Here is a 21,685-nt window from a genome sequence, read left to right as displayed (position 1 = left end):
CATAATCGGGGGCGTGGACGACAGCGGGAACAACGGCCTGCGGGCCGACACTCTGGTGGCCACGGTCCGCGGTGTGCTGCCGTCCCTGACGCCGGCCGCCCAGACCGTGGCCCGGCTCATCCTGGAGGACCCGGCGACGGTGGCGCGGAGCACCATCACGGAGCTCAGCGCCGCCTCGGGCACCAGCGAGGCCACGATCGTGCGCACCGCCCGGCTGCTCGGGTTCGCCGGCTACCCGCAGCTCCGGCTGGCGCTCGCGGCCGCCGCGGCGCAGCCCGACCGGCTGGTGCCCGGCGACCTCGCCCCCGACGACCCGCTGTCGGCGGTCATCCAGAAGGTCGCGCGGGCCGAGTCCGAGGCGATCAACGACACGGTCGCGCAGCTCACCAGCGAACGGCTCGGCCTGGTCGTGGACGCGATCGTCGGCGCCCGCCGGATCGACGCCTACGGGGTCAGCGCCTCCGGCCTGGTGGCCGAGGACGTCGCCCAGAAGCTGCTGCGCATCGGCCTGTCCAGCCACGCCTTCCAGGACGCCCACCTCGCGCTGACCAGCGCCGTGCTGCTCAGGCCCGGCGACGTCGCGATCGGCATCAGCACCTCCGGCGAGACGCCCGACGTGATCGAGCCGCTGACCCGGGCCAAGGAGGCGGGCGCCACCACGGTGGCGATCACCAACAACCCGCGCTCGTCGATCGCGGAGCTGGCCGAGCACGTGCTCATCTCGGCCGGGCGCGAGACGGAGTTCCGTCCCGGCGCCCTGGCCAGCAGGATCAGCCAGCTCCTCGTCGTCGACTGCCTGTTCGTGGGGGTGGCCCAGCGCACCTACGACTCCTCGCAGGAGGCGCTGGCCAGCACCCGTCAGGCGGTCAAGGAGTTCACCCGGAGAACGTCACATCCACGTCGTCAGCCTTGACGTACATCACGCGGTGGCCGAACTGGATCTCCAGGTACTTCGTCCGGCCCCGTACCACCTTGTGGTCCTCCAGGTTGAAGGTGACCGCCCGGTAGTACTCGGCGGCCGCCGGCCCGGCGAGGGTGTACTTCTCGCCCGCCGAGAACGTGTACTGCAGCGGCGTCACCGCCTGGTAGGGGATGCCCTCGGGGTAGGCCTCCTGCTCGGGATAGGCCCGGCCGTACACCGGGACCGTGGCCTTGCCCGCCTTCGGCGTCACGACCAGGCCGGCTGACGGGATCGCGGTCGGCGCGGCGGCCGGGTTGTGGAACCAGGCCTTCTGGCCGAGGTACCAGACGGCCGTCCAGTCGCCCTGGCGCTCGGCGACGGCGAAGCGCTGGCCGGTGCTGGCGCGGGCGCTGTGGTCGTAGACGCTGTAGAGCGACTCGCCGGTCGGGTGCTTGCCGATGTCCTTGACCAGCGGGGCGTCGGCGCGCGGCTCGGTGCGCAGCCAGACGGTGCCGGCGGGCAGCGGCGGGCAGGCGGCCTCGGGGTTCTTGCGGTCGCAGCCGTAGAAGTAGGGCTTGTTCGTGGCGAAGTCCGGCTTGATCATGACGCTGCCGCTGCGCGGGCCGCCGAACTGGTGCAGCGGCGCGCCCATGAGCTGCATGTAGTGCGCCCAGTCCCAGAACGGGCCCGGGTCCTCGTGCATGCCGCGCACGGTGGTCGGCAGGGTGCCGGGGACGTTGTCGTGGCCCAGGATGTGCGCGCGGTCCAGCGGCACGCCGTGCCGCAACGCGAGGTAGCGGACCAGGCGGGCGGAGGAGCGGTACATCGCCTCGGTGTACCAGGTGCTGCCCTCGGCGAGGAAGCCCTCGTGCTCGATGCCGATGGACTTGGCGTTGATGTACCAGTTGCCGGCCTGCCAGCCGACGTCCTTGGTCTTGATGTGCTGGGCGATGTGGCCGTCACTGGAGCGGACCGAGTAGTGCCAGCTCGCGCCGTAGTTCGGGTCCTGGTTGAGTTTGATGGAGGGTAGGAAATATCCCTCCATGTCGTGGATGATGATGTAGTCCACCTTCTGGCTCAACGGACGGTTCGCCAGGTCGTAGTGGCCGTAGTCGTCCGGCGGCAGCTCCTGGTAGGCCGACGGGATCCACTCGCAGGAGATCGAGGCCGGGCACTCGACGCCGTCGGTGCGGGGCGGGCGCAGCCCCAGCTTCTCCAGCCACTTCACGATCTTGTGCAGGTCGCTCACGGCGGGCAGCCGGACCCGCTCGCCGTCGTCGGTGGTGCGCTCGACGCCCTCGGAGATCACCGAGAAGACCTCGTCGGCGAAGAACTCGGCGGCGTCGCTCTCGTCGGCGCCCGAGTACTTGGCGACGGCGCCGTACCACTCGCCGGGGTCGTCGCTGAGCGGCGCGCCGAGGGACTTCTGGTAGTCGGCCAGCAGGGCCGCGCCGCCCCGGATGTTGGCGGCGTCGTCGGTGCGCAGCCGCTCGTGGCTCTCGCCGGTGAGCGCGGCGGCCCGTTCCATGGTGCGCAGGCGCGCGGGGATCTCCGCGGGCGCCGGCGGCGTGACGGGCGCGGGCAGAGGCCGGGTCTCGTCGCCGCGGGCGTCCTCCTCGCCCGCGTCGTGGTGGTTCGACCCGGTGTACGCGGCCGCGTCCGTGAGGTGCATGGGGCCGAACCCGGCGTCGCTGGAGGGCTTGCCCGCGTGGGCGTCCCACCGCGACTCCAGGTAGGAGACGCCGAGCAGCACGCTCTCGGGCACCTGGTACTCCGCCGCGGCGGCGGCGAAGGCGGCCTGGCGGTCGGCCGGGTCCTGGGCGTGGGCGGCCGAGACGTTGGTTAAGGGCAGCAGGGCCGCCACGCCGAGCGCCAACAGTCTGCGCATGGACACTCCTCGGGGACTGGGGGTGCAGTGCGATTCAGCGTCTCAACGATTTCCTTCGTAGGCGAGATCTTTGCGAAGACATTTTTCATTCGTTGACGTGCGCGCCCGGCGGCTCCTCCCCGGTCAGCAGGTGCCTGCGGCGCTCGATCACCCGCGCCATGTCCTCGACGGCGGCGTGCAGGAACCGGCCGGTCAGCTCCATCCGGCGGCCCGCCGGCGTGGCGGGGCCGAAGACCTGGGCGCCCTCGGCGGCCAGCTCGGCCAGCAGCTCGTTGCGCCGCACGCTGGCCAGGAAGGCCCGGTACCAGACGTCGTCGTCGATCACGTACCGCTCCCGCCGCCGCCGCGGGTCACGCTCGCGGACGATCATCTCCTGCTCCTCCAGGTACGCGACCGCCGCGGAGATCGAGGCGGGGCTGACCCGCAGCCGCTCGGCCAGCTCCCGGGCGGTCAGCGCGCCGGTGTCGGTGCTGTAGAGGCAGGCCGCCACCCGGGCCATCATGCGGGGCAGGCCGGTCAGGATCAGCAGCGCGGTCAGCCGCTCCTGGAAGTCGCGCACGACCCCGGGATCCCGTCCCCGGGGCGGGGCCTGGAGCGGGGGCTGGGGCGGGGGCTGGGCCGGATCTTGGGGCGGGGCCTGTGCCTGGCTCTGCGCCTGGCTCTGCGCCTGGCCCTGTGCTCGGTCCTGTGCTCGGTCTTGTGCTCGGTCCTGTGCTCGGTCCTGTGCGGGGTCGCGCGGACGGCGGGCGCGGGCCCGGCGGGCGCGTTCGCCGGTGGCCTGCTGCGCCTGCTCGGCCCGGTAGCGCCGCGGGCCGCCGTTGCGCAGCACCTCGCGGCTGACCGTGGACGTGGGCCGGTCGAGGCCGCGGGCGATCTCGGCGTACCCGAGCCCTTCCTCCAGCCCGGCGGCGATCCGCAGCCGGTCCTCCCGCGTCAGCCTGCCACCCGGCATCCGGCCTCCCTCCCGCCCCGCGCGCCGCGCAGCGCCGCCGACGATGTCCTAAAGAACGAGCTTGAGCGAGGGCCGCCGGTCGGGCAGCCCGATGAGCTCGCGAACCCGGCCGATCGGCCAGGCCAGCTCCTGCGCCAGCGCGGCGGCGGTCAGCCCGGTCTCCGCGCACGCCAGCTCGAAGGCGTGCGCCAGCAGCACCGGCTGCTCGCCCGGATAGCCGGAGACCGGCTCGTTGGTGAACCCCGGCTGGTCGCGCAGGGCCGCCAGCCGCTGGTAGGCGCGGCTCGCCGCGGAGTCGGAGATCAGGCCCGTCTCGCGGCACCGGTAGAGCAGCGAGTCGACCGACACCCCCCACGTCCGGCGCAGCTCGGCCAGCCGCCGCAGGTCGGCCCGGAGCGGCAGGTGCGGCAGGATGCTCTCGCGCGGCGTCAGGAACTCGGCGGCGAACGCGTCGGCCTCGCGCTCCTGGTGCGCGTCGCCCGCGGCGGTGTCGCCGTGCAGCACGAGATGGCCCAGCTCGTGGGCGGCCGTGAAGCGGTGGCGGTAGATGTCGTCGAAGCGGTTGGGGGTGAGCACGACGATGGGCCGGGGCAGGCTGGAGGTGGAGAAGGCGTCGACGGTGACCGCGTCGGGGTCGTGCCGGGGGAAGGCCACCACGATGCCGTGCGCCTCCATCCGGCGGACCAGGTGGCTGACCGGGCCGGTGCCGAGCCCCCAGTGCTCGCGCAGCGCGCGGGCCGCGCCCGCCGGGTCGCGCGGCAGGTCGGAGTGCATCTCGCCGCCCGCGAAGCCCGGCAGGTCGACGGCGGGGAGCTGGATGCGCCGCTCCAGCGCGTAGGCCAGCTCCCACACCTGCTCGACGAAGGCCACGGCCTTGGCCCGCTGGTAGGCCCGGGTGGAGCGCAGGCTGCGGAAGTGGGCCATCGAGCCGTCGAGCTTGCCGTGCGGCCGGCCGGACAGGAAGAACGCCGTCGGCACCCCCAGCACCTCGGCCAGCGGCTGGATCAGCTCCGGGCGCGGGCGGGTGACGCCCGCCTCGTACTGGCCGACCGCCGCGGGGGAGACGCCGAGGTGCTCGGCCACCTCCTTCTTCGTCAGCGCGGCCAGGTGGCGGGCCTGGGTGAGGCGGGTGGCGTCGAACGCGTCGGCGACGGCCTGCGGCGTCGGCGCGCCCGGTCGGCGGCTACTCACCGCTCGCGGCTTCTGCCCTGGAGGTGCGGGTGATGGGGGTCGGCTCGGCGACCGGCGGGACGAGCCGGGCCGCGCCGGTGCGCGGATTGAGCGCGGGCGCGGGCACGGCGCCCTGGTCGAACGCGGTGGCGGGCAGCGGCGTGAGCCCCGCCTGGCCGGCCGCGGGCAGCGGGATCGGCTCGCAGTGGTGCCAGCGCAGGCTGCCGGTGCGGTCGAGCAGTTCGGCCTCGCCCCACCAGGCGTCCAGCAGCCCGGCGTGCGCGTTGCAGGCGTAGGCGATGAGCACCAGCTCGGTGTCGGCCGGCAGGTCGGTGAGCGCCTCGGCCACCGGCACCGCGTGCGGGGCCACGTCGTGCAGCGTGAGCTGGCGCATCACCGGCTCGGGCCCGAACCGGTGGAACAACGCCTGCACCAGCGCCGACGGCCGCCCCTCGCCGATGCGCGCGCTCATCACGCTCACCGAGCGGTCACGGGCGTAGCGGAACGGGAACAGCAGCTTGCCGCCCAGCAGCACCAGCTCGTGCGGCGAGCCGGCGGGCTTGACCACGCGCACGCCGCCCATGTCCTCGAACGTCTCGGCCAGCGCCTCGAACTTGCGCGACATGAGCGTGAACCCGAACGGGTGCGTGTGGTCGGTGCGGGCGGCGGCCTGGGCCTCGCGGGCGTTGTCGAGCGCGGTCGAGAGCGCGTCGGCGATGCCCTGCCTGATCACCGGGGCACGCTGCCCGAACGTCTCCAGAGCCCACTGCGACACCGGCATGCGCGCACCTCCGCACCGCTTGGCCCAGCGGCGTCCGACCGCCGGGGCCGCTTTAATTTCCGACATCATAGTCCCGCCGGGGCTTCAAGAAGCCGCTCCCGGCCGCCGCGTGTCGTCCCGATGGTCACTCCTTCGTCAAAATCCGTCACGGTGAGCGACAAGCGGGGCGGGTGGTGATCACGCGGCGTGATCGCCGCTGTTAGTCGTGCGGCATGTTCCTGCGACGATCATGGCGCCTCCGCGTCGCGGCCCTCGCCGCCGCGTCCCTCCTGCCCGCCTCCGGGGCCGCCGCCCCTTACGCCGCCTCCCGATCCGCCGCCTCCCGGCCCGGCTCCGGCACCACGTCGGCGGCGCCCGCCGAGCTGCCGCCCGCGATCTCCGCCGCGGCGGCCACCCGGCGGCTCACCGGACTCACGGTGGCCGGCCCCCGGCCGATGACCGGCTACAGCCGCGCCCGCTTCCCGCACTGGAGCCGGCACGGCCACGACTGCGACACCCGTGAGGTGGTGCTGGCCCGCGACGGCGCGGACGTCAAGCAGGACGCCAGGTGCCGGGCCCTGTCCGGCGCCTGGCACAGCGCGTACGACGGCGAGGACTTCGACGACCCCGCCCGGCTCGACATCGACCACATGGTCCCGCTGGCCCAGGCCTGGCGCTCCGGGGCCGACCGGTGGACCGACGCCCGGCGCAAGGAGTTCGCCAACGACCTGGACGGCCCGCAGCTCATCGCCGTCTCCGCCGCCTCCAACCGCTCCAAGGGCGACCAGTCGCCCGACCGGTGGCGTCCGCCGCTGCCCGGCTACTGGTGCACCTACAGCCGGGCCTGGATCGACGTGAAGGCCCGCTACGAGCTGACTGTCACCGAGCCGGAGCGCGAGGCGCTGTCCGAGATGCTGGCGACCTGCCAGGGGCCGGACGAGGGGTGAGCGCCGGAACTGTCGGTGGCGTCGGGTTGACTCGGCGGCATGGACGACACGCGACCGCGCCAGGGCCTGTTCTGGGACGTGCTCGCCGGGCGGGCCGCCCCGCCGCCGGCGGCCGCGACGCTCGGCTGGGAGCTCCTTGACGTCGATCCCGGGCGGGGCACCATCGAGGTGGCCTTCGTGGCCGACGAGCGGTTCACCAACCCAATGGGCGTCGTCCAGGGCGGGTTCCTGGCCGCGATGCTCGACGACACCTTGGGCCCGGCGCTGGTCGCCACGCTGCCCGAGGGGCACTTCGCGCCGACGCTCGACCTGCACGTGCAGTTCCTGCGTCCGGCGAGGCCCGGCCGGCTCGTCGGCCGGGGGCGCGTGGTGCGGCGCGGGCGGCAGGTGTGCTTCATGTCGGGTGAGCTGCTGGGCCCCGACGGCGAGCCGGTGGCCGTGGCCACCGCGACCGCCCACGTGCAGGCGATCACCCGCCCCGCCGGCGGCGACGCCGGCTGAGGCCCGCCGCCCCCTCCGGGGCCGGTGTCAGGTGCGGAGGCGGGCCCGGTAGACGGCGCGGGCGCGTCCGTACAGCTCCAGGTGGTCCGCGAGCTGCTCCTTGCTCTCGAACGTGCCCGACTCGCGCAGGATCTCCTCCAGCCGGTCCAGCCACGTCAGGCACCACCGCACGTCCGCCTCCCGGGCCACGTGCTCGCCCGCCACGTCCAGGTAGACCGGGCTGGTGTGCGCGTACGCCCCGGACGGGTGCATCGCGCGCGGATGCGGCCCGCCCGTGGCGACGGCCACCACGTACGTCGGCCGGTCCACCGTCATCGAGGCCACGAGCTGCCCGGGCGGCCCTTCCGCCAGCACCCCGTCCGCGGTGCGGATCTCCAGCCGCTCGACCTCGGGCCCCACCGACCCCACCGCGATCTCCACCCGCCGCCCGGCCGGCAGCTCCAGCGTGTCGCCGGGCCCGTGCCCGTCCACGGTCAGCTCCAGCCACGGCCCGGAGGTCGCGAACGTGCGGCCGAGCAGCAGCGCCTCGGCGTAGGCGGCGGCGGTGAGCGGCCCGCCGACGTGCGCGTACACCCGCCCCCACCCGGGCGGCGCGGACGCGGTGCCGCGCCGGCAGAACGACAGCACCACGTCGGTGCCGGCGCTGACGGCCAGCCGGTTGCCCGCGCCGACGAGGCGCCGGTAGACGGCGGCGGTGGCCGTGACGGAGGTGTGGTTGAGCACGTCGAGGGTGTCGACCAGGCCGAGGGCGGCGTCGGCCACGATCTCCCTGGCCGAGCAGTCCCGTCCGAGGCCGAGCGCCGCGCCGGGCGGGGCGTCCGCGGCGAAGGCGGTGTGGAACGGGTGCCCGTACCCGGTGACCCCGCCGAGCGCCCGCAGCCGCTCCAGCGCGACGGCGTTCGGCGGCCAGTCGGCGGTGCCGAGGAAGCCCGAGTGCCGCCGCTCGGGCGCGGCGCGCAGGCCGAACGCGGTGGCGTGCCCGACCAGGTCGTTGCGGTACTCGACGCCGATCGTGGCCAGGTGGCGCCCGTCCGACCAGGGCAGGTCGCGGCCCGCCCAGTGCGCGAGCGCCTCGTCGTCGTAGACCCGCGCGCCGGCCACGTTGCCCGCCACCAGGTTGAGCACGTGCAGGTCCTCGCCGTGCTGGGCGGCGGCGGCCAGCTCGGGCGCGGCCGGCTCCTCGCCCATCCAGTTGAGGTGGACGTGCAGGTCGCCGCCGTACCAGCCGCGGCCGGCCGCGTCGTAGAGCCGTTCGGGGGTCAGCTCGACCAGCGTCTCGCGGCCCGCCTCCGGGGTGAGCGCGGCCTCGGCGGAGGCGTACTCCATGCCCCTGGTCACGGTGACGGTCAGCGGCTCGGCGGGGACGGCCATCACCAGGTCGTCGCCGTGGAAGTACGGCCGGCCGTGCGCGTCCATCTTGGGCGGCGCGCCCTCGGGGTACCAGCCCTGGCCGTTCGCGCCGGTCACGCTCCACCGGCAGGGGAACCCGGCCCGCAGCCGCAGCGCCGCCGGGGCGGCCCGCCGGGCCAGCGGCGACAGGTCCACCGGCCGGCCCGCGACGGTCACCTCGGCGGAGCCGGCCACCTCGACGATCACCGCCCCGCCCGGCGGCACCTCGTGCCGGACGCCGTCCACGACCACCTCGGCCGGGTCCGGCCGGCGGGAGTCCAGCAGCAGCGCGGTGCGGAAGGGCGCGTCGCCGAGCACGACCCGCCCGGCCGCCTCGACCACGGCGCCGGACGGCGTGAGGCGCAGCGCGGGCAGGTTGTCCGGCACCTCGCCGGCGAGCGCGTCGCGCACCAGGCGGTCCACGTCCACCTCGCCGAGCCGGTCCACCAGCTCGGCGAGGGGCAGCCGGGGGTGGCGGGCGGCGAGCTGGCGCAGGGCCGGCCCCCAGTAGTCGTGGCGCGGGCCGAGGAAGACGGTGGCGCGGGCCTGGACGACGTACGACAGCGGCGGCTCGCCCCACGTGAGCCCGTGCTCGTCGCGCAGGGACCGGTAGCCGGCCAGGGCGCGGGCGACGGGTTCTGGCAACAGCGGATCGTCACGCATCGGGCACTCCCTGAATCAGGCGCGCCGTCATCGTGACACGGGAGACGCGACTGTGCGACCCGTGTGCGCGGGATCGTGCGGGCGAGTGCCGTACGCCCTGGTCAGTCCCGCCGGTCGAGGCGGAACGACGGGCGCCCCGGGCTGCCCGGCCGGGCGTCGAGCGACTTGTCGTCCAGGATGGCGACGGTGTCCTCGGCCACGAAGACCCGCACGTCCTCCTGCTCGATGACCTGGTCGCCGGCCTGAGGCGTGCTCGCCAGCGACAGCTCCAGCGCGCCCGCCTCGTCGGGCTTGGCGGCGATCCGCAGGCCGGCGTCGGGCGGCACGTCCTCGCCGACCATCAGGTCGCGGATGGCCACCACGGCGTTGTCGGTCAGTGTCAGCACGTCGATGCTCCTCGGTCGTCGGAAGTCCGGCCAGGACCACCGCCTCCCCGGCAGCCGGACGGCCAAACGCCGGGGGCCCGCGGCCGGGAGCGGCTGTTAGGTTCGGAGCATGGGTGAGTTTGTGAGCGTCGAAGTGGCCGACCAGATCGCCACGATCCGTCTCGACCGTCCGAAGATGAACGCGCTCAACGGCCAGGTCCAGCGGGAGATCGCCGAGGCGGCCCGCATCGTGGACGCCGACCCGGGGGCGCAGGCGGTCATCCTCTACGGAGGCGAGCGGGTCTTCGCGGCGGGCGCCGACATCAAGGAGATGGCCGACATGTCCTATGCCGACATGTCCGCCCACTCCGGCACGCTCCAGGCGTGCTTCACGGCGGTCGCCCGCATCGGCAAGCCGGTCATCGCCGCCATCACCGGCTACGCGCTGGGCGGCGGCTGCGAGCTCGCCCTGTGCGCCGACTTCCGCGTCGCGGGCGAGTCGGCCAGGCTGGGCCAGCCGGAGATCCTGCTCGGCATCATCCCGGGCGCGGGCGGCACCCAGCGGCTGCCCCGACTCGTCGGCCCGGCGCGCGCCAAGGACCTGATCTTCACCGGCCGGCACGTGACGGCCGCCGAGGCGCTGGAGATCGGCCTGGTCGACCGGGTGGTGCCGGACGAGCAGGTCTACACGGCGGCGCTGGAGTGGGCGGCCACGTTCGTCGGCGGCCCGGCGGTCGCGTTGCGCGCCGCCAAGCAGGCCGTGGACCAGGGGCTTGAGGTCGATCTCGACACCGGTCTGGAGATCGAGCGGCTGCAGTTCTCCGGGCTGTTCGCCACCGACGACGCCAAGGCCGGCATGCGCGCGTTCGCCGAGAAGACCAAGCCGAAGTTCACCGGCAGGTAGGGCCGGCGGGCCCGCCCGCGGGCGGGGCGGTCAGGCGAACAGGTCCTCGACGCGCTGCGCGACGGCCGCCCGGCGGGCCCACTCGTCGAGCTGCTGCTGGTCGGCGCAGGAGGTGATGGCCGAGCGGGCGTCGTCGGTGAGGGCGACGCCCCTGGCCCGCAGCACGGTCAGCACGGCCCGCGCCTTGCCCTCCGCGAGGCCGGCGGCGCGTCCCTTGGTGTAGTGCTCGCGGGCGAACGGGCTGTGGACCGGCCAGGCGGCAGACGACATGCTCTCCTCCAGCACCCGGCGGACCTGGCCGGGCGACAGGTGATAGGCGTATTCGAGGTAGCGCGCCCCGCGCTCCTCCTCGACCTTCGACAGGGCCCCGAGGAACGCCTCGGCCACCGGCGTCTCGGCCCCGTGCGCCATGACGGACAGGACGGACAGCTCCAGGCGCCCGGCCGCCTCCGCCGGGTCGGCGAGCGGGCTCAGCTGCTCGGGCCCGACCACCAGCGGATGCACGACGTACCCCGGCATGCTGGTGACGACCGGCTGCGAGGCCCAGGCGGCGACCTCGCCGTCGGGGGCGAGCACCAGCACCACGACCGGCCGGTTGAGCCGCAGCCAGAGCGCGGCCCCGCGGCGCGCCCACGCCTGCCGGTCGTCCTCGCAGGGCGTGCGCAGCAGCTCGACGAGCACGCCGTGGGCCGGCCCCGGCGCGAAGACCGTCTCCGGCTCGCCGCCGAGGCCGGGCGGCTCGGGCACGTCGTCGGGCGAGACCGCGACCAGCGTGTCGGGCGGCAGGTCGATGTCGAACGCCTCGCACAGGAGCTCGACGGCGAGCGTCGGGCGGTCGTCGAACAGCGCGGCCAAGGTGGCATGCGCGGGGGAGGGCATGTAGCGGAACGTTACCACTCGTACACCACTCGTCATGAACGCGTGGCGCGGCGGCGGGCCCCGCCGGCGGTCCCGGACAAAGCCGGACCGGTTACCACAGGCCGTCCATTTGGCCCCGGGTTTGCCAGTATGGTGGCGTTTCATGATGCGCGCCCTGGTCCCTGCGCGGCTTCGCAAGGCCGTGCGTACGTGGTTCGACTCCCGCTACATCTCGATCGCCGACCACCGGCAGGACCTCAAGGACGCGCTGTGGGAGGTCCAGACGCTCCGGCGCGAGGTGAAGAGCCTCCAGACCGAGGTGGAACGCCTGCGCAAGGCCGCCGCCCGCCCCCAGGAGCGCTCCCAGCAGGGGCCCGTGGTGGACAAGGCGCGCGTCGACGACACCCACCGGCTGGCGCAGGAGACCGCGAAGGCGCTGGACGGCGTCCTGCAGAACGAGGTCCTGGTCTGGCAGGCCATCGACGACCTCCGCGCCCGCGCCTCCGCCGGGGAGCGCCCGTGCGCGTGACGTGGACCGGCGGGGACCTGAGCTTCCGGCTCGACCCCGAGGACGAGATCACCGGCAGGGCCTCCGACGGCTTCCCCGTCAAGCTGGCCACCAACTCGTGCACGATCGGCGGCGTCCCCGCCGACGCCCACCCCGACCTGTACGCCGTCGCCGCCTGGACGGTCGTCGCCCCCTGGACCCGCCGGCGGGTGACCTTCGACCGGGCCGTCTCGGCCGAGCTGGCGGCCGCGCTGCACGACGGCTGGGGCGTCGAGGCCGGCCCGGTCGGCGCCGAGCCCCGGCGGCCCGGGCCGACGCTCGCCATCTCCTACAGCGGCGGCGCCGACTCCGTGGCCGCCGCCACGATCTTCCCCGAGGCGCCGTTCACGCACTTCCGCCGGGTGCCGCACCGGCGCATCCCCAACCGGTGGCCGCACTACCGCTCCGACGTGCTGGCCAGGCTCGCCGCGCGGACCGGGCGGGAGGTCACCACCGTCACCTCCGACCTGGAGTACACGCTCGCCGAGCCGCGTCCCGGCTACCCGGAGCACCACGCGGTGGCGGCCGGGGCGCTGCTGCTGGCCGACCAGCTCGGCCTCGGCGGGCTCGGCTTCGGCTACGAGATGGGCTCGCGCTGGCTCGGCGGCGGCCGTTACCTGCACCGCTACACCCCCGACAACCCGATGTGGTCGGCGCACGGCAAGTGGGGCCGGCTGTTCGCCGCCGTGGGCGTGCACCTCGTGCTGCCCGTCGGCGGCGTCAGCGAGGCGACCACCATGCGCCTCGCGCTGAGCTCCGAGCTGCGCGAGCAGGTGCGCTGGTGCCTGCGCGGCACCGACGGCCCGTGCCGCGACTGCGGCAAGTGCCTGTACAAGGAGCTGATCCAGGCCGCCGTCGAGCGCCGGCCGCTCGACACGCCGGTCACCGCCGACCGCCCCTTCGCCCGCAAGTGGCTGCGCAAGCCGCCCTACGGCGGCCAGGAGATGATCGAGTACGGCCTGGCCCGCGTCCCCGGCATCGAGAACACCCTGTTCGGGCCCGCCCTCGACTACTTCGAGGCCACCGAGGAGTCCACGAGCTGGCTCGACCACTGCTACCCGCCCGCGATCGAGGAGATCCCGGAGGCGTGGCGCGCCCAGGTGGCCGCGTTCATGACGGAGAAGGTCGGGCTGATGACCGAGGACGAGGCCAGGCGCGTGGAGAACTGGGGGTCGGCGGCGTGAAGGTGTACCTGTCGGTGGACATGGAGGGCGTCACCGGGCTCACCGACCCGGAGGAGATGCACGCCGGCAAGCGCGGCTACGAGCGCGGCTGCGAGCTGATGACCGCCGACGCCAACGCCGCGGTCGCCGGCGCGTTCGACGCGGGCGCGAGCGGCGTGCTGGTCAACGACGCCCACGGCTCCACCAAGAACCTGCGCATCGACCTGCTCGACCCGCGCGCCACCCTGATCCGCGGCCCCGGCAAGGCGCAGCGGATGGCGCAGGGGCTCGACGGGTCGTTCGCGGCGGCCTGCTTCGTCGGCTACCACGCGCGGGCCGGCGTCCAGAACGGCGTGCTCAACCACACCTGGATGGGCAAGGAGATCCAGAACGTCACGCTCAACGGCGCGCCGTGCGGCGAGACGCGGCTGGTGGCGGCGTGCGCCGGCTTCCACGGCGTGCCGGTGGTGCTGGTCACCGGGGACGAGGCGGTCGGCGAGGAGGCCCGCGAGGTCCTCGGCGACGTCGAGACGGTGGCGGTCAAGAAAGGCATCGACAAGTTCTCCGCGGAGCTGCTGCCGCCGAGCGTGGCCCAGGCCCGCATCCGCGAGGCCGCGGCGCGGGCGCTCGGGCGGCTCGGCGACTTCCGGCCGTACCGGGTGGAGGCGCCGTACACGCTCGGCGTCGAGTGGAACTCGACGGCCATCGCCGCCGCGGTGGCGCTGATCCCCGGCGTGAAGACGGCGGGGCCGCGGCACATCGAGTTCACCACGGACGACTTCTCCCAGATCATGGCGCTGTTCGGCATCTTCGCCACGATCGGCGGCCAGGTCGCCTGCGGCAGCGGCCCCTACGGATGAGGAGCGGACGGACGTGGAACGGGCGGCGCTGACCCGGCGCGGACTGCTCGTCGGGATCGGCGCGGCGGGCGGCGCGGGCGCCATGTACGCCGCCATGGGCGCGCTCGGGCTGGCGCCGTCGGCGCAGGACAAGGAGTTCACCGCCCCCCGGCAGGGCGACTTCACGCTGCGCGGCAAGGGCGCGGCCAAGGTCGTGATCCTGGGGGCGGGGGTGGCGGGGCTGACGGCGGCGTACGAGCTGGGCAAGGCCGGCTACGACTGCACGCTGCTGGAGGCCAGGGAGAAGGCGGGCGGCCGGAACCTGACGCTGCGCGGCGGCGACCGCCTGACCGAGCTGAACGGCCCGGCCCAGCAGGCCCGCCTCGGCGAGGGGCTGTACTTCAACGCGGGCCCCGGCCGGATCGCCCCCTGGATGGTGACGCTGGACTACTGCCGCGAGCTGGGCGTCCCCATCGAGACGTTCGTCAACCACAACGCCTCGGCCTACGTCCACACCGGAGGGCGCACCGTGCGGGCCCGCACCGCCCGCGCCGACCTCTACGGCTACGTCGCCGAGCTGCTGGCCAAGGCCACCGACCACGGCGCGCTCGACCGCAGCCTCACCAAGGACGACCAGGAGCGGCTGCTCGACTTCCTGCGCAGGTTCGGCGACCTCGGCCCGAAGCTGGACTACGCCGGCTCCGCCCGCCGCGGCTACGTCAAGTACCCGGCGCTGGACGGCGGCACCCCGCTCGACGCCCCCGCTCCCCTCCGCGAGATCCTCGCCGCCGGCACCGGCCGCCTCGTGCTCAACGACTTCGGCTACGACATGGCCACCCCCATGTTCCAGCCGGTCGGCGGCATGGACGCGATCGTCGTCAAGCTCACCGAGGCCGTCGGCGCGGACCGGATCAGGACCGGGACCAAGGTCACCGGGATCACCACGCTGGCCGACGGCGTCGAGGTCGTCTGGGACGGCGGCTCGATCAAGGCCGACTACTGCGTCGCCGCCCTCCCGCCGCACGTCCTGGCCAGGATCCCGCACAACCTCGGCGCGCAGGTCACGGCCGCGCTGAGGACCCCCGTCCCGATCGCCGCGGGCAAGATCGGCCTGGAGTACGGGCGGCGCTGGTGGGAGCTGGAGGACCGCATCTACGGCGGCGTCACCGAGACCGACCTCGACATCACCCACATCTGGTACCCCTCCCACGGCTTCCACTCCGAGCGCGGCGTGCTCGTCGGCTACTACAACACCGAGCGCGACGCCGAGCTGTACGGCGCGCTCTCCCCGGAGGACCGCCGCGGCCGCGCCCTCACCCAGGGCAAGAAGATCCACGGCGAGAAGTACCGGAAGGACGTGCTGTCCAGCGTCTCGATCGCCTGGCACCGCCAGCCCCACATCGAGGGGGCGTGGGTGCGCTGGCCCGCCTTTGATTCGTCCTTCACTCTTCTGCAACGCCCCGCCGGGAGGGTTTACTTCGCGGGCGACTGGCTCACCCACCTGATCGCCTGGCAGGCGGGGGCCATGGAGTCCGCGCGCGCCGCCGTCACCCTGCTGCACCAGCGCGTGCTGCAGTCGGCGTGACGGCGCCGGCCGTTCCCGGATCGCCGTAGGGTTCTCGGGAGAGCCGAACGAGGAGACGGGATGAGCTTGCACTGGGTGCCCGTGGCTGAGCGGACCGACCTGCTGGCCGAGCCGGTGGCGCGGGCCGTGTCAGGGGTGGAGGGCGTCGAGGTGGCCGGGATCGACCCCGATCTGGCCGACACCGCGGCGTTCTGCGAACGCTACGGCGTCACCCTCGACGAGTCCGCCAACTGCGTGATCGTGGCCGCCAGGCGGGGCGGCGAGACGCGCTACGCCGCCTGCGTGGTGCTCGCGACGACGCGGGCCGACGTCAACGGCGTGGTCCGCCGCCACCTCGACGCCCGCAAGGCCAGCTTCGCGCCGATGGCCGAGGCCGTCGAGCTGACCGGCATGGAGTACGGCGGCATCACCCCGATCGGCCTGCCCGAGGAGTGGCCGGTGCTGGTCGACACCCGGGTCGCCGAGCACGCGCGGGTGGTGATCGGCAGCGGCGTGCGCCACTCGAAGCTGGCGCTGCCCGGTGCCGCGCTGGCCGGGCTGAAGCGGGCCGAGGTCCTGCCGCTGGCGGGCTGAAGGGAAAATCGAGGCCGATTCGAGACCCGCCGTCGGGAAACCGGAGAGGCCGTTGCGGACGTTGTACGAGTGGGAATGTGGCCTCATGGTTCATCTCGTGGGCGGGGATTAAGCCGGTATGGTGCTTCATGCCATGAACGATGACCGACTAGGCCCTTACCGGCTGCTCAGGCGGCTCGGTGAAGGCGGGATGGGCGTTGTCCACCTCGCTGTCGACCCCCAGGGTCGGCAGGTGGCGGTCAAGGTCCTGCGCGGCGAGGTCGCCGGCGACGAGGTCGCCAGGCGGCGGCTCTCGCGCGAGGTCGAGACCATGCGCCGGGTGCGCAGCAAGTACATCGCCGAAGTGATCGACGCCGATGTGACCGGTCATCGTCCCTACATCGTCACCCGTTACGTGCCCGGCCGCGCCCTCGACGACATCGTCAAGGACGACGGGCCGCTCGACCTGCCCGCGCTGGTCCGGCTGGCGCACGGCGTGGCCGCGGCGCTGGCCTCGGTGCACTCGGTGGGCGTGATCCACCGCGACCTCAAGCCGGGCAACGTGCTGATCCTGGACGGCGAGCCCGTCCTCATCGACTTCGGCATCGCCCAGGCCGTCGACGCGACGCGGCTGACGCAGACCGGCATGTTCATCGGCACGCCCGGCTACCTCGCCCCCGAGATCATCGAGGGCCAGGAGGCGGGCCCCGAGGTGGACGTGCACGCCTGGGCGGGCACGCTGCTGTACGCGGCCACCGGCCAGCCGCCCTTCGGCAAGGGCACGCTGGAGATGATCTTCTACAACATCACCGCGGGCAAGGCCGACGTCGGCGCCGCCCCGGCGACCCTGCAACCGCTGCTCAAGGCGGCCTTCCAGCGCAACCCGGCCAAGCGGCCCAAGGCGGCCGACCTCGCCGAGCAGACCGCGCGGATGTTGCCCCAGCCGCCGCCCGGCGGCACGCCCGACGAGATCTCCACCGTGCCGCGGCCGCCGGAGAGCCAGCCGCCGCGCATCGCCGACCGGCCGTCGTACGACATCTCCACGCCCGCGGTCACGCCGCGGCGGCTGCTCGAAGGCCAGGAGCCGCAGCCCGCGACGCCGGCCCAGGACCAGCCGTACGTGTCGCTGCTGCCGGGCCAGAGCGGGCCCGCCGCCCCGGGCACCTCGGGCATCCCGGGCGCGCCCGGGGTGCCGGCCGGGCCCGGCCTGCCCGGCGCGGCCGCCTCGGACGTGCCCGTCGAGAGCCTGCTCCCCGAGGGCGACCCGTGGCCCACCCGCCGCGTCACGCCCGAGGAGCTGCGCCGCATCCAGCAGGAGAACGCGGCGGCGCCGGGCAACCTGTCGGGCAACCTGTCGGGCAACCTGTCGGGCAACCAGCCGTGGCCGCCGCCGCCGGTCAACAACCACCCGGTCCCGCCGGTCGAGGCCGACGTGCCGACCCGCCGGGTGCGTCCGGACTCGCCCGACTACGGCCGGCTCAACGCCACGCCGGAGCTGGGCCGGCCCGCGCCCAACCTGCCGCCGGGCGGACACCCGGGCGGGCTCCCGGGCGGCGTCCCCGGCGGCTTCCCGGGTGGCGGGCTCGACGCGGCCCGGCTCACCCCTGGCGCCGCCGGGCCCGCGCCCGACGCCGGCCGGATGGCCCCCGGCCACGACCAGGCGGCCCGCCTCGGCCACGGCCCCGACGCCCCCGAGTACGGGCGGCAGGGCCCGGTGCCGATGCAGCCGCCGCCCTACATCCCCGCGCAGCCGCACTACCAGCCCGACCCGACGCAGCGGGAGCCGTACCTGCCGGGCGCGGCCCCGGGCAACCCGTTGCAGCGCTCGCGGGCGTACGGGGTGGCCGGCGCGATGCTGCTGATCCTCATGATCGTGGCGGCGGTGCTCGCGCCCCTTCTCGTCGCCGTCGTGACCGTGCCGATCGCGGTGCTGCTGCGCGCGGCCGACCTGGCGCAGCCGCAGCTCGCGACCCGGCGGCCGGCCGGCGCGGCGGCGCTCGACGTGTTCCGGGTCCTCGCCTACCCGGCGGCACTGGTCAAATCGGCGGGCATCACGCTCGCCCTGACGCTCTACGCGCTCATCCTGGGTCTGCCGGTGACGCTGCTGCTCACGGTGGCGACCGACACCGCCCCGGCCAACGCCCTGGCCTGGGGTGCCGCGGTCGCCCTGTGGACGGTCTGCGCCGGCCCCGGAGTGGAGGGGCCGGGGAGGCAGATGCGCAGAACGCTCTCATCCCTCGTACCCTCGAGAACAGCGGCGATGGTGATGGCCGGAGTCCTCGCGGCGACGGCCGCGCTCTCGCTGATCCTCGCTTACAGCACGTTCGGGGACACGCCAAGGGGGGCTGGATGGACTCCGCTGAACGTCACGCCAGTGGTCAAGGAACTGAAAGGTCTGAGGGGGAACACCGGGGGATGACGCGGGGAAGGCGGCGATGAGCATCCAAGCACCGGAACGCCTGGGCCCGTACCGGCTCGTCAGGAAGATCGGCGAGGGCGGCATGGGGGTCGTCCACCTCGGACTCGACGGTGAGGGCCGCGAGGTCGCCGTCAAGGTGCTGCACCCGCACGTGGCCGCCGACCTCAAGGCGCGCGACCGGCTCACCCGCGAGGTGGAGACCATGCGGCGGGTGCGCAGCCCGTTCGTGGCCGAGGTCATCGACGCCGAGCTGGTGGGCGGGCAGCCGTACGTCGTGACGCGCTTCGCGCCCGGCCGCACGCTGGAGGACACCGTCCTGACCGACGGGCCCCTGCCGGCCCGTGAGGTGATCAAGCTCGCGCAGGGGCTGTGCCAGGCGCTGGTGGCCATCCACGCGGCCGACGTGATCCACCGCGACTTCAAGCCGTCCAACGTCATGCTGGTCGACGGCGAGCCGCTGGTCATCGACTTCGGCATCGCCCACCTGGTCAACGCGACCCGGCTGACGCAGACCGGCATGTTCGTCGGCACGCCCGGCTACCTCGCGCCCGAGATCATCCGCGACTCCGACATCACCCAGGCGGCCGACGTGCACGCGCTGGCCTCGACGGTGTTCTTCGCCGCCACGGGCGCGCCGCCGTTCGGCACCGGCACGTTCGAGTCGGTCTGCTTCAACATCATGGAAGGGCGGGCGCAGCTCGACAAGGCGCCCGCGTGGCTGCGCGGCTGGCTGAGCCGCGCCCTCCAGGTCGACGCGGCCGCCCGGCCGAGCGCCCAGGAGCTGCTGCGCACCGCCAGGGCGCTCGACCCCGCGGTGACCACGTTCAACGAGACCTCCTCCTTCGACGGGCCGACCGGCACCAAGCGCATGGGCGGCGGCACCCGGGTGATGGACAACTCCAGCTACTCCGACCTGCTGCCGCCGGTCGAGTACGCCAAGCCCCAGCCGCCCCCGCCCCCGCCGCCCCGGCAGCAGCGCCGGGCGGAGGCCCCGCCGCGCACCCGGCAGGAGGAACGGCCGCGCCAGGAGGAGCGGCCGCCGCCCTACGTGCCCGCTCGGCCGCCGTACGGCGACCAGCGGGTCGCCGGCTACCCGGCCCCGCCCCCGCAGCAGGTCCGGCCCTACACGCCGCCGCCCGCGCCGCGCCAGCACACGCCGCCCGCCGAGCGTAGGCGCTACCTGTTCGGCGCGCAGCTCACGGGGCTGCTGCTGCTGGTCACGCTGGTGGCGATGACCGTGATGACGCCCGTGGTGGCGGGCACGGTCGCGGTCGCGCTGGCGCTGGTGCTGCGCATCGGCGAGTACCTGTTCGGCGACATGGTCAAGCGGCGGCAGATCCGCGGCAGCAGCGCGGCCGACCCGTGGCTGGCGGTCGTCGGCACGCCGTGGGCGCTGATCAAGTCGGCGCTGGTGTCGGTGGTGCAGGTGCCGCTGGCGCTGCTGTTCGGCGTGTGCGTGTGGGGCGTGTTCCGCTGGGGCGGCGGCATGGACATCAACCAGGCGGCGGCGTACGGGGCCGGGGCGTTCGCGGCCGGGCTGTTCGTGCTGCCGGGCGGTGGCGCGCCGCGCAAGGCGGTTACGCGCACGCTCACCGGCGTGCTGCGCACCCCGGGCGCGGCGCTGGTCGCGGTCGTGGTGGTGGGCACGGCGGCGCTGTTCGCGGTGATGTTCGCCATGGGGCAGGAGCCGGTGTGGTCGCCGTGGCGGGCGCCGAGCAAGATCATCGATGAGCTGAGCAACGAGGCCAGCCAGACGGCCATGGGCATGGTCACGGGCCTGATCGGCAGCCTCCTCGACCACCTGGGCCTGGGCTTCCTCACCAACTGGTTCTGACCAGGAAGACGCGACCCGGGCCCTGGGGGGCTCGGGCGGCGTCCCCTGCCCGCCCTTTGAGCTGGAGTGTCCTGGGGGGTCGGCTGCGTCCCCTGCCCGCCCGTTGAGCTGGGGTGTCCTGGGGGGTCGGCTGCGTCCCCTGCCCGCCCGTTGAGCTGGGGTGTCCTGGGGGGTCCGGGTGGGGACAGTAGAGGTATGAGCGAGCGCCTCGGCCCCTACGAACTCCTCTCGCGGCTGGGGGCGGGCGGTTTCGGCGAGGTGCACCTCGCGCTCGACGCGGAGGGCCGCACGGTCGCCGTCAAGGTGCTGCACCCGCACGTCGCCGCCGACAGCGCCGCCCTGGCCCGCCTGGCCCGCGAGGTGGAGACCATGCGCCGGGTCGGCGGCCCGCACGTGGCGGAGGTGCTGGACGCCTCGCTGGAGGGCGCGCGCCCCTACCTGGTCACCCGCTACATCCAGGGCCGCCCGCTGAGCGCCGTTCCCGCGCCGGTCGAGGACCTGCGCAGGCTGGCCGCCGGGCTCGCCGACGCGCTGCTCGCCATGCACGAGGCCGGCGTCGTGCACCGCGACCTCAAGCCCGCGAACGTGATCCTCGCCGAGGGCGACCCCGTCGTCATCGACTTCGGCATCGCGAGCGCCCTCGACTCGTTGTCGGTGACCGCCTCGGGCGCGGTCGTCGGCACGCCCGGCTACCTGGCCCCCGAGGTGCTGGAGGGGCGGCAGGCGGGCATGGCGGCCGACGTGTTCTCCTTCGGCGCGACGCTCGCGTACGCGGCCACCGGGCGGCAGCCGTACGGGCAGGGGCCCGCCGCCGCGGTCGCCTACCGGGTCGTGCACCACCCGCCCGACCTGGAGGACGTGCCCGGCTGGCTGGCGCCGCTGTTAACGGAGTGCCTGGCCACGGACCCCGCCGCGCGGCCCACGGCCGCGCAGATCTGCGCCCGCCTCGGTGTGGAGCACGTCCCCTCCGTCCCCCGTCCGGTCCGCGCCCCCTCCCGGGCCGGCGACGACACCGCGACCATGGAGTGGCGGCCGGGCGAGCCGCGGGCCCGGCGTCCGGTCGAGGAGTCCCGCGCCCGGCACCGGGAGAAAGTGCGCAGGCGCTGGCTGATCGCGTCCGGGCTGTTCACGGGGCTGCTGGCGGCGGCGGCCCGGGACCTGGTGCCGGAGGTGGCGCTGTTCCTGCTGGCGGCGTACGCGCTGGGCGCGGTGTCCGACGCCGGGGTCGCGCTGTTCACGCACGGTCCTTACAGACGCTCCCGCATGATCACAGATATGGTCAGTGTGGCAGGGGTTGTAGGCCTCTGCTTCGGGTTGGCGGCGGTGTTCAGCACCTTCACCCTGGCGTTGTTCGCCGGAACGGCGCTCGTCGTCGGGATCGTGTTCCTGCTGTCGGCCTGAGGGTCCGCTCGGGCTGGGGGTGATGGCCGCGAACAGAATGAAGTTCG

Annotated in this window: 19 protein-coding genes; 12 read left to right on the top strand and 7 right to left on the bottom strand. The window is 74.4% G+C overall.

Annotation, left to right across the window (positions count from 1 at the left end):
- Positions 1-13 precede the first annotated feature (13 nt).
- On the top strand, positions 14-913 hold the full coding sequence (locus MF672_RS03350) for a MurR/RpiR family transcriptional regulator (RefSeq protein WP_242373516.1): 900 nt from the start codon (positions 14-16) through the stop codon (positions 911-913).
- On the opposite strand, the gene MF672_RS03345 is transcribed toward MF672_RS03350, so the two are convergent.
- The 4 genes from MF672_RS03345 to MF672_RS03330 form a co-directional block, all read right to left on the bottom strand.
- The gene (locus tag MF672_RS03345) at positions 876-2,789 is read right to left on the bottom strand and encodes an N-acetylmuramoyl-L-alanine amidase (RefSeq protein ID WP_242373515.1); all 1,914 of its coding nucleotides are present in this window, start codon (positions 2,787-2,789) and stop codon (positions 876-878) included. The two genes, MF672_RS03350 and MF672_RS03345, sit on opposite strands and share 38 nt — an antisense overlap.
- 85 nt (positions 2,790-2,874) lie before the next feature.
- Positions 2,875-3,741 carry a MarR family transcriptional regulator gene (locus tag MF672_RS03340; RefSeq protein ID WP_242373514.1) on the bottom strand — a complete coding sequence of 289 codons (867 nt, stop codon included), beginning with the start codon at positions 3,739-3,741 and terminating at the stop codon, positions 2,875-2,877.
- A gap of 48 nt (positions 3,742-3,789) precedes the next feature.
- Complete coding sequence (locus MF672_RS03335) at positions 3,790-4,932, bottom strand: helix-turn-helix domain-containing protein (protein WP_242373513.1); 1,143 nt, start codon at positions 4,930-4,932, stop codon at positions 3,790-3,792.
- The gene (locus tag MF672_RS03330; RefSeq protein ID WP_242373512.1) at positions 4,925-5,692 is read right to left on the bottom strand and encodes a hypothetical protein; all 768 of its coding nucleotides are present in this window, start codon (positions 5,690-5,692) and stop codon (positions 4,925-4,927) included. Before MF672_RS03330 ends, MF672_RS03335 begins: the two co-directional genes overlap by 8 nt.
- A 212-nt stretch (positions 5,693-5,904) precedes the next feature.
- Here MF672_RS03330 and MF672_RS03325 point away from each other — a divergent pair, with 212 nt between their 5' ends.
- Both MF672_RS03325 and MF672_RS03320 read left to right on the top strand, forming a co-directional pair.
- Positions 5,905-6,618 carry an HNH endonuclease family protein gene (locus MF672_RS03325; protein WP_242373511.1) on the top strand — a complete coding sequence of 238 codons (714 nt, stop codon included), beginning with the start codon at positions 5,905-5,907 and terminating at the stop codon, positions 6,616-6,618.
- A gap of 39 nt (positions 6,619-6,657) precedes the next feature.
- Positions 6,658-7,119 (top strand): PaaI family thioesterase, encoded by a 462-nt coding sequence (locus tag MF672_RS03320; protein WP_242373510.1) that lies wholly within the window; start codon positions 6,658-6,660, stop codon positions 7,117-7,119.
- Positions 7,120-7,146: 27 nt separating this feature from the next.
- Here MF672_RS03320 and MF672_RS03315 read toward each other — a convergent pair whose 3' ends face one another.
- Positions 7,147-9,171: a CehA/McbA family metallohydrolase gene (locus tag MF672_RS03315; RefSeq protein WP_242373509.1), complete on the bottom strand. Its 2,025-nt coding sequence runs from the start codon at positions 9,169-9,171 to the stop codon at positions 7,147-7,149.
- 101 nt (positions 9,172-9,272) lie between these two features.
- Positions 9,273-9,557 (bottom strand): HesB/IscA family protein, encoded by a 285-nt coding sequence (locus MF672_RS03310; RefSeq protein ID WP_242373508.1) that lies wholly within the window; start codon positions 9,555-9,557, stop codon positions 9,273-9,275.
- Positions 9,558-9,666: 109 nt separating this feature from the next.
- On the opposite strand from MF672_RS03310, the gene MF672_RS03305 reads away from it, so the two are divergent.
- The gene (locus MF672_RS03305; RefSeq protein ID WP_242373507.1) at positions 9,667-10,440 is read left to right on the top strand and encodes an enoyl-CoA hydratase/isomerase family protein; all 774 of its coding nucleotides are present in this window, start codon (positions 9,667-9,669) and stop codon (positions 10,438-10,440) included.
- A 30-nt stretch (positions 10,441-10,470) separates the two neighbouring features.
- Here the strand turns inward: MF672_RS03305 and MF672_RS03300 are convergent, their stop codons facing one another.
- Entirely contained in the window at positions 10,471-11,319 is an 849-nt protein-coding gene (locus MF672_RS03300; RefSeq protein ID WP_242373506.1) for a hypothetical protein, read from the bottom strand.
- A 142-nt stretch (positions 11,320-11,461) separates the two neighbouring features.
- On the opposite strand from MF672_RS03300, the gene MF672_RS03295 reads away from it, so the two are divergent.
- From MF672_RS03295 to MF672_RS03260, 8 genes are all read left to right on the top strand, one after another.
- Positions 11,462-11,827 (top strand): hypothetical protein, encoded by a 366-nt coding sequence (locus tag MF672_RS03295; protein WP_242373505.1) that lies wholly within the window; start codon positions 11,462-11,464, stop codon positions 11,825-11,827.
- Complete coding sequence (locus tag MF672_RS03290) at positions 11,818-13,029, top strand: DUF6395 domain-containing protein (RefSeq protein ID WP_242373504.1); 1,212 nt, start codon at positions 11,818-11,820, stop codon at positions 13,027-13,029. Before MF672_RS03295 ends, MF672_RS03290 begins: the two co-directional genes overlap by 10 nt.
- The gene (locus tag MF672_RS03285; protein ID WP_242373503.1) at positions 13,026-13,868 is read left to right on the top strand and encodes a M55 family metallopeptidase; all 843 of its coding nucleotides are present in this window, start codon (positions 13,026-13,028) and stop codon (positions 13,866-13,868) included. The genes MF672_RS03290 and MF672_RS03285 overlap by 4 nt, the downstream gene beginning before the upstream one ends.
- Before the next feature lie 13 nt (positions 13,869-13,881).
- Positions 13,882-15,432 carry a flavin monoamine oxidase family protein gene (locus MF672_RS03280; RefSeq protein ID WP_242373502.1) on the top strand — a complete coding sequence of 517 codons (1,551 nt, stop codon included), beginning with the start codon at positions 13,882-13,884 and terminating at the stop codon, positions 15,430-15,432.
- Positions 15,433-15,492: 60 nt separating this feature from the next.
- A complete protein-coding gene (locus MF672_RS03275) occupies positions 15,493-16,005 on the top strand; it encodes a YbaK/EbsC family protein (protein WP_242373501.1) in 513 nt (170 codons plus the stop codon).
- Between the two features lie 118 nt (positions 16,006-16,123).
- On the top strand, positions 16,124-18,403 hold the full coding sequence (locus MF672_RS03270) for a serine/threonine-protein kinase (RefSeq protein WP_308210460.1): 2,280 nt from the start codon (positions 16,124-16,126) through the stop codon (positions 18,401-18,403).
- A 16-nt stretch (positions 18,404-18,419) separates the two neighbouring features.
- Positions 18,420-20,237 (top strand): serine/threonine-protein kinase, encoded by a 1,818-nt coding sequence (locus MF672_RS03265; RefSeq protein ID WP_242373499.1) that lies wholly within the window; start codon positions 18,420-18,422, stop codon positions 20,235-20,237.
- Between the two features lie 195 nt (positions 20,238-20,432).
- On the top strand, positions 20,433-21,638 hold the full coding sequence (locus MF672_RS03260) for a serine/threonine-protein kinase (protein ID WP_242373498.1): 1,206 nt from the start codon (positions 20,433-20,435) through the stop codon (positions 21,636-21,638).
- Positions 21,639-21,685: the final 47 nt, after the last annotated feature.

This window comes from Actinomadura luzonensis (assembly GCF_022664455.2).
In the GTDB taxonomy this organism is placed as follows: Bacteria; Actinomycetota; Actinomycetes; order Streptosporangiales; family Streptosporangiaceae; genus Nonomuraea; species Nonomuraea luzonensis.
Note: the sequence above shows the minus strand (reverse complement) of the source record. Positions and strands in the feature narration are given on the sequence as shown.

Bases quoted from the DNA above. Each gene is read 5' to 3' on its own strand.
- MF672_RS03345 (WP_242373515.1), bottom strand. From the start codon at position 2,789: ATGCGCAGACTGTTGGCGCTCGGCGTGGCGGCCCTGCTGCCCTTAACC.
- MF672_RS03340 (WP_242373514.1), bottom strand. From the start codon at position 3,741: ATGCCGGGTGGCAGGCTGACGCGGGAGGACCGGCTGCGGATCGCCGCC.
- MF672_RS03330 (WP_242373512.1), bottom strand. From the start codon at position 5,692: ATGCCGGTGTCGCAGTGGGCTCTGGAGACGTTCGGGCAGCGTGCCCCG.
- MF672_RS03325 (WP_242373511.1), top strand. From the start codon at position 5,905: ATGTTCCTGCGACGATCATGGCGCCTCCGCGTCGCGGCCCTCGCCGCC.
- MF672_RS03320 (WP_242373510.1), top strand. From the start codon at position 6,658: ATGGACGACACGCGACCGCGCCAGGGCCTGTTCTGGGACGTGCTCGCC.
- MF672_RS03315 (WP_242373509.1), bottom strand. From the start codon at position 9,171: ATGCGTGACGATCCGCTGTTGCCAGAACCCGTCGCCCGCGCCCTGGCC.
- MF672_RS03305 (WP_242373507.1), top strand. From the start codon at position 9,667: ATGGGTGAGTTTGTGAGCGTCGAAGTGGCCGACCAGATCGCCACGATC.
- MF672_RS03300 (WP_242373506.1), bottom strand. From the start codon at position 11,319: ATGCCCTCCCCCGCGCATGCCACCTTGGCCGCGCTGTTCGACGACCGC.
- MF672_RS03295 (WP_242373505.1), top strand. From the start codon at position 11,462: ATGATGCGCGCCCTGGTCCCTGCGCGGCTTCGCAAGGCCGTGCGTACG.
- MF672_RS03275 (WP_242373501.1), top strand. From the start codon at position 15,493: ATGAGCTTGCACTGGGTGCCCGTGGCTGAGCGGACCGACCTGCTGGCC.
- MF672_RS03270 (WP_308210460.1), top strand. From the start codon at position 16,124: ATGGTGCTTCATGCCATGAACGATGACCGACTAGGCCCTTACCGGCTG.
- MF672_RS03265 (WP_242373499.1), top strand. From the start codon at position 18,420: ATGAGCATCCAAGCACCGGAACGCCTGGGCCCGTACCGGCTCGTCAGG.
- MF672_RS03260 (WP_242373498.1), top strand. From the start codon at position 20,433: ATGAGCGAGCGCCTCGGCCCCTACGAACTCCTCTCGCGGCTGGGGGCG.